Genomic DNA, 11,790 nt, shown 5'->3' with positions numbered 1-11,790 from the left:
CAGTGGCAAGTGAGCGCTGAGGTGAATCACGCGCGTTCGAGGATGGTCGCCGTGGCCAGGGCCCCGCCTGCGCACATCGTCACCAGTGCCGTGGACGCGTCCGCCCGTTCCAGTTCGTGCAAGGCCGTCGTGATGAGCCGGCTGCCCGTCGCCCCCACCGGGTGCCCCAGCGCGATGGCCCCGCCGTTGCGGTTCAGCCGGGTGACGTCAGGTTTGTGGACAGACGCCCACGAAAGAACAATGGCCGCGAAAGCCTCGTTGACCTCATAAAGGTCAAGATCCGACATCGACATCCCGGCCCGGTCCAGAACCCGCGTGGTCGCCTCCACAGGCCCGTCCAGGTGGTAGTACGGCTCCGACCCCACCAGCGCCTGTGCCAGGATCCGCGCCCGGGGACGCAGCCCGTGCCGTGCAGCGGCCGACTCGCTCATCAGCAGCACCGCGGCAGCGCCGTCGGAGATCTGCGACGACGTCCCGGCCGTGTGCAGGCCGCCCTCGCCCATCACCGGCTTCAGGCGGGACAGGCCCTCGGCGGTCGTCGGGCGCAGGCCCTGGTCGAGGGTCACCCCGGCGACCGGGACGATCTCGCGGTCGAAGCGTCCCTCGGCCCACGCTTCGGCCGCGTGCTGCTGGGATCGGGCGCCGAGGGCGTCGAGGTCGGCGCGGGTGAGGCCGCGGCGGGTGGCGATGCGTTCGGCGGCGGTGAACTGGTCGGGGAGGTCGATCGTCCAGTCGTCGGGGCGGGGGTTGGCGGGGAGCACGTTCGAGCCCAGGGGCTGGCGGCTCATCGACTCGACGCCGCAGGCGACGCCGACGTCGATCACGCCGGCCTGGATCAGGGCCGCCACCAAGTGAACGGCCTGCTGCGACGAGCCGCACTGCGCGTCGACGGTGGTGACGCCCGTCTGGTAGGGGAGGCCGGCGTAGAGCCACGCGTGGCGGCCGACGTGGCCGCCCTGTTCACCCGCTTGGGTGACGCAGCCGGCGAAGACCTGTTCGACGGCCTGGGGGTCGACGCCCGACTTCTCGATCAGGCCTCCCAAAGCTGCGGCGAGCAGGGCCTGGGGTTTGACCTCGGCCAGCCAGCCGCCGCGTTTTCCGATCGGCGTCCGGACGGCCTCGACGACGACCGGCGTTCCCATGCCGAAAACTGTAACGCGTTCTACTCCACCCGTGAAGTCGGGAACTCGGCCAGCAGGCGGGAGGCGGCGATCTCGATGCGGCGCTGGATGTCCTCGTACGTCCGCCGACCGCGCAGCATCTCCAGGAGTTCCTGCACCCACACCGCGCCGAGCGAGGCCGCCAGCACGCCCTGCTCCTCGGTCGCCCGCCCGTCGGACAGGCCCGCGACGCGGACCAGCAGGCCGGCCATGCGGTCGCCGAAGGGCAGCTCCACGTCGGCCAGGATCAGCGCCCTGATCAGCGCGTCGGCGAGTTCGGGCTCGCGCATCAGGCCGCGGGTGGCGCGCATCAGCACGTCGACGGCGCGGCCGTCGGGGGTGGCGGCGGCGGGCGGACGGCGGGCGATGCTCGACTCCAGCATGTCGAGTTCCTCGCCGACCACGGCGACCACGAGGTCCATCTTCGAGGGGAAGTAGCGGTAGAGGGTGCCCAGGGCGACGCCGGCGCGTTCGGCGACCGTGCGCATCTGCATGGCCTCGACCCCGCCTCGGGAGGCCAGGGCGGCCGCCGCCTGGAGGATGCGCCTGCGCCGCTGGAGCTGGCTCTTGGTGCGCAGGCCCGGAGCCGTGCCGGGCGGGAGGTCCTGGACCGCTTCCATAGCAGAACACGTTATCTGACCAGGTCCCGTGCCGGATGGTTACTCGCCAGTCACGGGGTTGTGGACACTTAGTAGAATCCGTTCTAACTTCGGTTGGTGGATTTCGATCTCGACGAGCCGCAACGGGAACTGCGCACCCTCGCGGCCGGGCTCCTCGACAAGGAGACCGACCCGGAGGCCCATGAGAAGACCGGCGAACCCTACGACGCGCGCCTGTGGGCCACCATGGCCCGCGCGGGGCTGACCGGGGCCTGCCTGCCCGAGGAGTCGGGCGGCGCGGGGCTCGGGCCGGTCGAGATGGCGGTGCTGCTGCGCGAGGTCGGCGCGCACGTCGCGCCCGTGCCGATGCTGCCCGCGCTGGTCACGGGGCTGACCGTGGCCCGCCACGGCTCGGCGGCGCAGAAGGGCCGGCTGGCTCCCGTCGCCGAGGGCGGCGTGCCGCACACCTACGGCGTCGGCGGGCGGGTCGCCGTCGTGAACGGGCGGCTCACCGGGCGGGTGACCGGTGTCCCCTACGCCGCCCAGGCCGCGGGCGTCCTGGTCGCGGTGGACGACGACGTGTACGTGGTCTATCCGGAGGCGATGGGCGTACAGAAGACCCCGACCGCGACCGGGGAACCGGCCGGCGTGGTGACCCTCGACGACGCCCCGGGAGAGCTGATCGCCGGGGCGGCCCACGAGCTGGGTCTGCTGGTACGCGCCGCGCTCGCCGCCACCGCCTCCGGGGTGCTGGCTCAGGCGCTGAAGATCACCACCGACCACGTCAGGACCCGCCGCCAGTTCGACCGCGCGCTGGCCGAGTTCCAGGCCGTCACCATGCAGGTCGCCGACGTCTACATCGCCGCCAGGGCGCTCGACGTCGCCGTCTGGTCGGGGGTGTTCCGGCTGGCGGCCGGGCTCGACGCCGACCGCGACCTGGCCGTCGCCGCGCTGCACACCGCCGACTCGGCGCTGCGGGCCCTCTACACCTGCCAGCACCTGCACGGCGGTCTCGGCCTCGACGTCACCTACCCGCTGCACCGCTACTTCGCCTGGGGCAAGCACGCCGCGCACGCCCTCGGCGGGGCCGAGGCGCAGCTCGACCTGATCGGGGACCTCGAATGTTCGTCGAACTGACCGGCGCCCAGCGCGACCTGCGCGACGAACTGCGGGGTTACTTCGCCGGCTGCCTGACCGCCGGACAGCGCGCCGACATCGCCGCCGACCCGTTCGGCGCCGCGTACATGGAGCACTGCCGCAGGCTGGGCCGCGACGGCATGCTCGGCATGGGCTGGCCGGCGGAGTTCGGCGGGCGCGGCTACGGCCCCCTGGAGCAGCAGATCTTCGCCAACGAGATCGCCCGCGCCGAGGTGCCCTACCCGATCATCACGCTGCAGACGGTCGGCCCCACCCTGATGCAGTACGGCACCCCCGAGCAGAAGGCGTTCTTCCTCCCGCGCATCCTGGCGGGCGAGTGCCACTTCGCCATCGGCTACAGCGAACCGGGCGCGGGCACCGACCTGGCCTCGCTGACCACGACCGCCGTGCGCGACGGCGACCACTACGTCGTCAACGGCCAGAAGATCTTCACCTCGGGCGCGCACTTCGCCGACTACATCTGGCTGGCCGCCCGCACCGACCCGAGCGCCAAGAAGCACCGCGGCATCACCATGATGATCGTCTCGACCGCCGACCCCGGCTACTCGTGGACCCCGATCATCACCATGGACGGCCGCCACCACACCAACAGCACCTACTACAGCGACGTCCGCGTCCCGGCCGACATGGTCGTCGGCGAGGTCGGCAAGGGCTGGGACCTGATCGTCAACCAGCTCAACCACGAACGCGTGACCCTCGGCCCGGCCGGCAACATCGCGCACACCTACGACCGCTTCAAGGCGTGGGCGCGGCGCTCGGGCGCGATCGAGGAGCCGGCGGTCAGAAGGGCGCTGGGTTCCGTGTACGCCGCCTTCCGGACCAACGAGCTGCTCAACTGGCAGGTGGCCGCCAACATGGACCTCGGCTGGCTCGGCGCCCCCGACGCCTCGGCCACCAAGATCTACGGCTCCGAGCGCATGCAGGACGTCGGCCGCATCGTCGGCGAGACCCTGGCCCGCTTCGGCGACCCGGCCGACGAGGAGACCCGCGACCTGATGGAGCGGGTCGACCGGGGCGTCAAGGGCGGGCTGGTGCTGACGTTCGGCGGCGGCGTGAACGAGGTGCAGCGCGAACTGATCGCCATGCTGGGCCTCAACCTGCCCCGGCCGCCCCGGTGACGCGGGAGCGTCTCCAGGCGCAAAAAAGACATACCGCACCTCCCTCTGCCTGGGGGGATGCCGAAGTTGCGTCCGCGAGTGGAAAAACCTCAACCCGGTGAATCCCGACCCCAACCGGTGGATCAACCGGCTAACACGGACACCCGGTGCGTCTGGAAGGGTTCACCTGCGGAGAGCTTCCGGGCCCAGCGGTGCGGCGGGCCCGGAAGCCTGCGACATTCCGCCCAGACCCGGTCTGCCCGGCGTGCCGTCCTCCTCCGACGGAACCACGCCGGCGACCGGCGTAGGGCGGCCCGTCCTGTCGACGAGAGCCCGGGAGCCGTGAGATGCGAACCCTGAACACGTCCAGGCGCGGCACACCGTTCGCGGCCCCCTGCCGCCCCGCCCCGTGGAGCGGCCCGATGCGAACCCCGGAGATCCCGACCGGCACCCAGTTGCCCCGCCTGATCGTGTCGGCCGCCCTGACGGCCCGGCGGGGGGCGGCGGTGGCCGCCGACGTCGAGCTCACCATGCTCACGACGATGGACCTGGTCGAGAACTACGTGACCGAGTGGGCCGGGCCCGACGCGTTCCTGCGCGGCATGAACGTCAAGCTCGGGCTGCCCGCCCACACGGGCGACACCCTGACCTTCACCGGCGTCGTGGCCGGGGCCACCGCCGAGATGCTCACGGTCGAGGTCTGCGCCCGGTCGAACGCGGGTGTGCACGCGACCGGGACGGTCCGCCTCTCCTGGTAGGGCCTCAGACCAGCAGCGGCATCGAGAAGAAGACCACCAGGGCGATCGCCAGGCAGATCAGGAAGCCGATCAGCTCCCACGCCCAGTCGTGATGCCGCTCGGCCTTCACCTTCGCCTTCGGCGCCCGCCGCCCCGCGTGGGCACGGGCCGGCAGCAGCGGCTGCGGCTCGGCCGGGGCCTCGGGCTGCGCCCCCGTCTGCACCGCCCTGACCAGCGCGCTCTCGGGCTGGTCGATCGTGGTCGACCCCTGCGGCAGGTCGTCGTCGGCGATCGGCCGGGCGAACACCAGCCGGTCGGACGGCAGCAGGTCGGGCATCGTGGTCTCGCCCGGCGACTCCGGCTCGGCGGGCGCGAGGACCGCCTCTTCCGGCTCGGCGGCCTCGGCGGGTTCGGGGAGCTCGGTCTCGGGCGCGAAGCCGTCGAACGACGGCATCTTCGAGAACGCCGCCAGCTGGTCTTCGACGACCGCCTCGACCGCTTCCACCGTTTCGGCCGGCGCGGGCGCCGCCTCCGGAGCGGGCGCGGCGGGCATGCTCAGGCGGCGCTTGGGCGGGCCGTTGCCGATGTTCTTCAGGATCGAGCCGCGCAGGCGGGGCAGCGGCTCGGTCAGCGCCTCGTGGCGGCGGCGCCGCTCGGCGATCTTCGTCGGGTTGGTCAGGTCGTCGAGCGGGACGACCGTCGTGTTGGTCGCCGGGTCGGTGTCGGTCGCCAGCGGCAGCGGCCACGAGGGCGCGGTGGGCCAGAGCCGGCGGACCGGCAGCGAGGACTTGCGGCGGACCGGCGGGGCCTGGTCAAAAGGGAGGGCCGACTGGTGGAGGCGGCGCAGCACGTCGTGGGGCGGCTCGCGCCAGGGGAGCCGGGCCAGCACGTCTTCGAGGGGGGCGACCCCGATGGCGTCGTACACCTCTTCGACGTCGCGCGCGATGAACGGCGCGGTGCGGGCGGCGGCGACGGCGGTCGCGAGGGTCTGGCCGAACCGGTGGCGGGCGCTGGTGGCCAGCTCTTCCGCCGTGTCGGCGGCGACCTCGAGGACTAAGGCGAGCTCGGCGGTGGTGAGCCCGCAGTGGGCCGACAGCAGCAGCACCTCGCGCTGGTGGGGCCGGATGTCACGGAAGACGCGCTCGATGAGGGCGGTCGCCGGGTCGGCGATCGAGTCGACGGCGGGCATCGCGTAGCTGACGTCGCGGCGGTAGATCTCGCGCCGGGCGAGGGAGAAGAGCGCCGCGCGAGGCGGATCCGTCGGAAGGACGCCCGTGAGCACGGCGACCAGGGCGTCGGCGGCCGAGGCCGTCTCACCCAGCTGGTCGTGGCAGTAGGCGAACAGCCCGGCGGCGTGACGCTCGTAGAGCTCGGCGATCAGGTCGCTCCTGGAACGCTGACCCGTGAGCGGTGTTGTCACGGCCGGTACCCCTGGTGTTGAAGTGGAGGGATCGTACGTCAATCATGCCGCCACCAAGGCTGGAGCGCACTAATTAGTGGGCTTTTGATTCATATTCTTCTGGGCAGTGACCATTGATCATTTCGGAATGTAACAAAGCCCTCGTAGGCTGGCCCGCGGAGATCGACACCCTGTGGACAGAGGTCGCCAGTGATCACTTTTGACGGCGTCACGAAACGCTACGCCGACGGGACGGTCGCGGTGGACGACCTCTCCCTGGAGGTGCCCGACGGCGCCATCACGGTCTTCGTCGGCCCTTCGGGCTGCGGGAAGACCACCTCCCTGCGCATGATCAACCGGATGATCGACCCCACCGGGGGCCGCATCCTCCTCGACGGGAAGGACGTCACCGCCGTCGACCCGGCCACCCTGCGCAGGGGCATCGGCTACGTCATCCAGCAGGCCGGTCTGTTCCCCCACCGCCGCATCGTCGACAACATCGCGACCGTGCCGTTCCTGCTCGGATGGGACAAGAAGAAGGCCCGCGCCCGCGCGATGGAACTGCTCGAACGCGTCGGCCTCGACCCCAAGATGGCCCGCCGCTACCCCTACCAGCTGTCGGGCGGCCAGCAGCAGCGCGTCGGCGTGGCCCGCGCGCTGGCCGCCGACCCGCCGGTGCTGCTCATGGACGAACCCTTCAGCGCCGTCGACCCGATCGTGCGCACCTCGCTCCAGGAGGAGCTGCTGCGGCTGCAGTCGGAGCTGCACAAGACGATCGTGTTCGTCACCCACGACATCGACGAGGCGGTCAAGCTCGGCGACACCGTCGCGGTGCTGCGGGTGGGCGGGAAGCTGGCCCAGGTCGCCGCGCCCGCCGACCTGCTGAGCGACCCGGCCGACGACTTCGTGCGCGAGTTCCTCGGCCGCGACCGGGGCATCCGGCGGCTCGGCTTCGTCCCGGCGAAGAACCTGGCGCTCGACCCGGCGCCCGAGGGCGTGACCCCCGAGGGCCACGGGACCTTCAACCCGGCGCGCGACTCCCTGCGGGCCGCGCTCGACGCCGCGCTGCTGTCGCCCGATGGGCTGGCGGTGGCCGTCGACGACGACGGGCGGGTGCTCGGCGTGGTCGGCGAGGCCGCGCTCGTGGGGGCGGCCCGTGGATGAGCCCCTCGTCCGCTGGGACTGGATCGCCCGCAACTGGGACAACGGCGGGCCGACCTCGGTGAAGGTGCTGCTGGAGAACCACATCGTGATGGCGTTCGTGCCGGTGATCGCCGGGCTGCTGATCGCGATCCCGCTCGGCCTCGCCTGCGCCCGCTACCGGTGGCTCTACCAGCCGACGGTCGGGATCATGAACGTCGTCTACTCGCTGCCGTCGCTGGCGCTGTTCTCGATCCTGCTGTCGGTCACCGGCCTGACCCAGACGACCGTCATCATCCCGCTCACCCTGTTCTCGCTGGCCGTGCTGATCCCGGCCGTGGTCGACGGCATGCAGTCGGTGCCCGACCACGTGCGCCAGTCGGCGGTGGCGATGGGCTTCCAGCCGATGCGCCGGCTCACCCGGGTCGAGCTGCCCATCGCGGTCCCGGTCGTGCTGGCCGGGCTGCGGGTCGCGGCCGTGTCGAGCATCTCGCTGGTCAGCGTGGGCGCGCTCATCGGGCAGGGCGGTCTCGGCTACCTGTTCATCGACGGCTGGCAGCGGCAGTTCTACACCCCGATCGTGGTCGGGATCGTGCTCGTGGTCGCGCTGGCCCTGGTCGCCGACCTGGTCATCATCGTGGCCCAGCGCCTGCTGACGCCGTGGTCGAGGAGGCGCGCGTGAACTGGCTCATCGAGTTCTTCGGCAGCGCCGAATACTGGACGGGCGACGACGCGATCCCGCTCCGGCTGCTCCAGCACCTCGAATACTCCTTCCTGGCCTTCGCCATCGCCGCGCTCGTCGCGATCCCGCTCGGCCTGCTCATCGGGCACACCGGCCGGGGCGCGGTCATCGTCGTGGTGTCGGCCAACGCCGCCCGCGCGCTGCCCACGCTGGGCCTGCTCGTGCTGGTCGTGCTGCTGATCGGGGTCGGCACGCTCTGGCCGGTGCTGATCCCGCTGATCGCCCTGGCGATCCCGCCGATCCTGGTCAACACCTATGAGGGCATCCGGGGCGCCGACCCCGATCTGCGCGACGCCGCATACGGCATGGGCCTGCGGGGAAGTCAGGTGCTGTTCCGGGCGTTGCTGCCTGTTGCGCTGCCGTTGATCCTGCTGGGTCTGCGCCTGTCGGCCATCACCGTGGTGGCGACGGCGACGGTGGCGGCGTATGTCGGGCTTGGGGGGCTGGGGAGATACATCATCGACGGGCTGGCGACGAAGAACTACGCCGAGGTGTTCGGGGGAGCGGTGCTGGTCGTGCTCCTCGCGCTCGCGGTGCAGACCTTGTTCACACTGCTCAGCCGGGTAATCGTCTCGCCGGGGGTGCGACAGGTCCGCTAATCTCTACCTATCCCCCCGATTTTGAAGGGAATGTACGTGAAACGAGCACTCGTCACCGCGCTCGCCGCGGTGTTCGCCCTATCCGCCTGCGGAGGAGGTGGCGGCGACCCGTTGGCGCAGGCCACCCCGTCCGCCCCCGCCGCCTCGGGGGGCTCCGCCGCGGCCTCGACGGTCGTCGTCGGCTCCTTCAACTTCCCCGAGAGCGTGCTGCTGGGCTCGATCTACGCGCAGGCCCTCCAGGCCAAGGGCGTCACCGTCGAGGAGAAGCCCAACATCGGCTCCCGTGAGGTCGTCTTCGACCAGGTCAAGAGCGGCGGCCTGACCGTGCTCCCCGAGTACGTCGGCTCGCTGCTGGCCTTCGTCGACCCGGCCGCCACGGCCAAGTCGACCGACGACGTGGTCGCCGCGCTGAAGACCAAGCTGCCGCCGGAGGTCGAGGTCCTCACCCCGGCCGCCGCCCAGGACGGCAACTCGCTCACGGTCACCAAGGCGTTCGCGGCCGAGAAGAGCCTGACCACGATCGAAGACCTGGCGAAGATCTCCAAGGACCTCGTGGTCGGCGGTCCGCCGGAGTTCAAGGAGCGCCAGGAGGAGAACTTCAAGACCACCTACGGCCTGGAGTTCAAGTCGTGGGAGCCCACGGCCGAGACCACGGCCGACGCCATCAAGAGCGGCACCATCCAGGTCGGCAACGTGTTCACCACCGACCCGAAGATCCTGCTCAACGACCTGGTCTCGCTCCAGGACAACAAGAACGCCTTCGCCGCCGACAACATCGCCCCGCTGGTCTTCAAGGCCGGCGCCGACGACACGGTGAAGTCGACCCTCGACGCCGTCTCGGCCAAGCTCACCACCGAGGGCCTGCTCGAACTGATGAAGCAGGTCGCGGTCGACAAGGCCGACCCCCCGGTGGTCGCCAAAGACTGGCTGACCAAGAACGGGCTGCTCTGATGACGACCCCGGCGGCGGGCGCGCTGTTCGTCGAGGCGATGGCCCAGCTCGCCGCCGGGGTCGCCGTCGTCACGGTGAAAGACGACCGCGACGACGTCGGCAACACCGTGACCAGCCTGCTGTCGGTCTCGGCCACGCCGCCGACCGTGCTGATCAGCCTCGCGAACGGCGCCTACCTGACCGAGCTGCTGCTGCGGCGCGATCGGTGGGCGGCGACCCTGCTCGCCGACGGCCAGCAGGCCATCGCCTCACGTTTCGCCACCCCGGGCCGCCCCGGTGCCCGCCTGCTGCTCGCCTCGGTGGCCCACCACCGCGGCCCCCACTCCGAGGCCCTGATCGTCGAGGGCGGGGTGGCCGCCGTCGAGGCCGAGACCATGACGGTCGTGCCGGCCGGCGACCACATGCTCTTCATCGCCCAGGTGACGGCGGTCGACTACGTCGACGCGGCCAAGCCGCCGCTCACCCGGCTGCGCGGCCGCTACCGGCCGGTCGGCAGCTAGCGGATCACCCACTGGCCGGGCAGCACCAGCGGCCCGGCGGCCGGCAGGCCCAGCTCGGCGGCGAACGCCGCCAGCGGCCCCCACGCCTCCAGGCGCACCCGCGCCATCGCGGCCGTCTTGTCCTCAGACGACTCCGGCGGGATCAGCCGCTCCAGCGGATTGATCTTCGGGTACGACCGCACCGGCGCGTCGGCCGCCAGCCCGGCCCGCTTACGCGCCTCGGCCAGCGCGTCTTCGACCCCGCCGAGCTCGTCGACCAGCCCGTTGTCGCGCGCGTCGGAGCCGGTCCAGACCCGGCCCCTGGCCAGCGACTCGGCCCGGTCGCGTTCCATGCCGCGGCCCTCGGCGACCTTGTCGACGAAGTCGTCGTAGACGCGGTCGAGCCAGGTGTTGATGCGGGCCCACTGCGAGTCGGAGAACGGCCGGGTGGCGGAGAACATGCCCGCGTTGGCGCCCTCGGCGACGATCTCGGTGGCGATGCCGAGCCGGTCGAGCAGCCCGCCGAGCACCGCCTTGCCGCCGAACACGCCGATCGAGCCGGTGAGGGTGCCGGGCTGGGCGTAGATGACGTCGGCGGCCATCGAGACGAAGTAGCCGCCCGAGGCGGCGACGTCGCCCATCGACACGATGACCGGCTTGCCGGCCCGCTTGGCCAGGATCACCTCGCGCCAGATCGAGTCGGAGGCGGTGTAGGAGCCGCCGGGGCTGTCGACCCGGAAGACGATCGCCCGCACCTTGTCGTCGCGGCGGGCCGCGCGGATCGCCGCGCTGATCGTGTCGGAGCCCATCGCGCTGCCGCCGCCCAGGGGCGAACGCCCGCTGCGGCCCAGCCTGATCGCGCCGTGGCCGTGGACCAGCGCGACGACCTGCTCGCCCGGGTGGGGCATCTTGGGCAGGGCGGTCTTCGCGTAGCGGGCGACGTACAGGAGGACGGTCTCTTCGGGCACGTGGTCGGCGTAGACCTCGTCGCGGTACTTCAGGCCGTCGACCAGACCGGCCGCGACGGCCTCCTGGCCGTAGAAGGGGCCCTGGTCGATGAGTTCGCGCACCCGCTTGGGTTCGAGGCCGCGGCCCTCGGCGATGCCGGCCACGAGCTGCTCGGTCAGCGACTCGGCCAGCCGCCCGGTCATCTCCTTGTGGGCGTCGGTCATGTGGTCTTGGGTGAACATGTTCGCGGCGGTCTTGTACTGGTGCCGCTGGCCCACCTGGTAGTCGATGTCGAGCTTGCCGAGCGCGCCCTTGAGGAACCGCTGCTCGATCGCCACGCCGGTCAGCCCGACGTCGCCCGACGGCTGGAGGTAGACCTTCTCGAAGGCGCTGGCCAGGTAGTAGGGGACGGTGCCGTTGGCGACCTCGCCGTAGCTGTCGGCCCAGGCCACGGTGAGCTTCCCGGCGGCCCGGAAGTGCACGACCGCGTTGCGGATCTCCTGCACCATGGCCAGCCCGAGCGGATGGCCGCCGATCTTGACGATCAGGCCCTTCACCCGGGGGTCGCGGCGGGCCCGCCGCAGGCCGCCGATGACGTCGCTCAGCCGGGCCCGGCGCATCGACAACAAGGCCGACACGGGGTCGGCGGGCGGAGCGTCGGTCAGACCCTCGGTCAGGTCGAGCTCCAGCATCAGCGGGGAGGTCCGGCGCTGCCGCATCTTGCCGACGGCCTCGATGATCGTCTTGGTCGCGTCCATGAAGCCACACTAAGCGAAACGGC

At 71.6% G+C, this 11,790-nt stretch carries 12 protein-coding genes; 8 read left to right on the top strand and 4 right to left on the bottom strand.

Annotation, left to right across the window (positions count from 1 at the left end; all coding sequences use genetic code 11):
- Positions 1 to 26: 26 nt before the first annotated feature.
- Positions 27 to 1,142, bottom strand: coding sequence for a steroid 3-ketoacyl-CoA thiolase (locus AW274_RS22715; RefSeq protein WP_062435997.1), 1,116 nt, complete (start codon positions 1,140 to 1,142; stop codon positions 27 to 29).
- Between the two features lie 20 nt (positions 1,143 to 1,162).
- Positions 1,163 to 1,780, bottom strand: a complete 618-nt coding sequence (locus tag AW274_RS22710) for a TetR family transcriptional regulator (RefSeq protein WP_062435995.1) — start codon at positions 1,778 to 1,780, stop codon at positions 1,163 to 1,165.
- 96 nt (positions 1,781 to 1,876) lie between these two features.
- Between AW274_RS22710 and AW274_RS22705 the strand changes: the two genes are divergently transcribed.
- The 3 genes from AW274_RS22705 (at position 1,877) to AW274_RS22695 (ending at position 4,772) form a co-directional block, all read left to right on the top strand.
- Positions 1,877 to 2,896: an acyl-CoA dehydrogenase family protein gene (locus AW274_RS22705; RefSeq protein ID WP_062435993.1), complete on the top strand. Its 1,020-nt coding sequence runs from the start codon at positions 1,877 to 1,879 to the stop codon at positions 2,894 to 2,896.
- Positions 2,881 to 4,035, top strand: coding sequence for an acyl-CoA dehydrogenase family protein (locus AW274_RS22700; protein WP_062435991.1), 1,155 nt, complete (start codon positions 2,881 to 2,883; stop codon positions 4,033 to 4,035). Before AW274_RS22705 ends, AW274_RS22700 begins: the two co-directional genes overlap by 16 nt.
- A gap of 401 nt (positions 4,036 to 4,436) precedes the next feature.
- Positions 4,437 to 4,772: a hotdog family protein gene (locus tag AW274_RS22695; RefSeq protein ID WP_062435989.1), complete on the top strand. Its 336-nt coding sequence runs from the start codon at positions 4,437 to 4,439 to the stop codon at positions 4,770 to 4,772.
- Positions 4,773 to 4,776: 4 nt separating this feature from the next.
- Here the strand turns inward: AW274_RS22695 and AW274_RS22690 are convergent, their stop codons facing one another.
- The gene (locus AW274_RS22690) at positions 4,777 to 6,171 is read right to left on the bottom strand and encodes an RNA polymerase sigma factor (protein WP_062435986.1); all 1,395 of its coding nucleotides are present in this window, start codon (positions 6,169 to 6,171) and stop codon (positions 4,777 to 4,779) included.
- A gap of 189 nt (positions 6,172 to 6,360) precedes the next feature.
- Here AW274_RS22690 and AW274_RS22685 point away from each other — a divergent pair, with 189 nt between their 5' ends.
- From AW274_RS22685 to AW274_RS22665, 5 genes are read left to right on the top strand one after another with little or no spacing between them, the layout of a single operon-like run.
- A complete protein-coding gene (locus AW274_RS22685; RefSeq protein WP_062435984.1) occupies positions 6,361 to 7,314 on the top strand; it encodes an ABC transporter ATP-binding protein in 954 nt (317 codons plus the stop codon).
- Positions 7,307 to 7,972: an ABC transporter permease gene (locus AW274_RS22680; protein WP_062435982.1), complete on the top strand. Its 666-nt coding sequence runs from the start codon at positions 7,307 to 7,309 to the stop codon at positions 7,970 to 7,972. The genes AW274_RS22685 and AW274_RS22680 overlap by 8 nt, the downstream gene beginning before the upstream one ends.
- Positions 7,969 to 8,631: an ABC transporter permease gene (locus AW274_RS22675; RefSeq protein ID WP_083974711.1), complete on the top strand. Its 663-nt coding sequence runs from the start codon at positions 7,969 to 7,971 to the stop codon at positions 8,629 to 8,631. Before AW274_RS22680 ends, AW274_RS22675 begins: the two co-directional genes overlap by 4 nt.
- A gap of 36 nt (positions 8,632 to 8,667) precedes the next feature.
- Positions 8,668 to 9,582 (top strand): ABC transporter substrate-binding protein, encoded by a 915-nt coding sequence (locus tag AW274_RS22670; protein WP_083974710.1) that lies wholly within the window; start codon positions 8,668 to 8,670, stop codon positions 9,580 to 9,582.
- The gene (locus tag AW274_RS22665) at positions 9,582 to 10,082 is read left to right on the top strand and encodes a flavin reductase family protein (protein WP_062435976.1); all 501 of its coding nucleotides are present in this window, start codon (positions 9,582 to 9,584) and stop codon (positions 10,080 to 10,082) included. The genes AW274_RS22670 and AW274_RS22665 overlap by 1 nt, the downstream gene beginning before the upstream one ends.
- Here the strand turns inward: AW274_RS22665 and sppA are convergent.
- The gene (sppA, locus tag AW274_RS22660; protein ID WP_062435974.1) at positions 10,079 to 11,767 is read right to left on the bottom strand and encodes a signal peptide peptidase SppA; all 1,689 of its coding nucleotides are present in this window, start codon (positions 11,765 to 11,767) and stop codon (positions 10,079 to 10,081) included. The two genes, AW274_RS22665 and sppA, sit on opposite strands and share 4 nt — an antisense overlap.
- Between the last annotated feature and the right edge of the window lie 23 nt (positions 11,768 to 11,790).

Source organism: Herbidospora daliensis (assembly GCF_001570585.1).
GTDB lineage: Bacteria > Actinomycetota > Actinomycetes > Streptosporangiales > Streptosporangiaceae > Herbidospora > Herbidospora daliensis.
This window is presented reverse-complemented; position numbering and strand designations above follow the sequence as displayed.

Bases quoted from the DNA above. Each gene is read 5' to 3' on its own strand.
- AW274_RS22700 (WP_062435991.1), top strand. From the start codon at position 2,881: ATGTTCGTCGAACTGACCGGCGCCCAGCGCGACCTGCGCGACGAACTG.
- AW274_RS22695 (WP_062435989.1), top strand. From the start codon at position 4,437: ATGCGAACCCCGGAGATCCCGACCGGCACCCAGTTGCCCCGCCTGATC.
- AW274_RS22665 (WP_062435976.1), top strand. From the start codon at position 9,582: ATGACGACCCCGGCGGCGGGCGCGCTGTTCGTCGAGGCGATGGCCCAG.
- AW274_RS22715 (WP_062435997.1), bottom strand. From the start codon at position 1,142: ATGGGAACGCCGGTCGTCGTCGAGGCCGTCCGGACGCCGATCGGAAAA.
- sppA (WP_062435974.1), bottom strand. From the start codon at position 11,767: ATGGACGCGACCAAGACGATCATCGAGGCCGTCGGCAAGATGCGGCAG.
- AW274_RS22710 (WP_062435995.1), bottom strand. From the start codon at position 1,780: ATGGAAGCGGTCCAGGACCTCCCGCCCGGCACGGCTCCGGGCCTGCGC.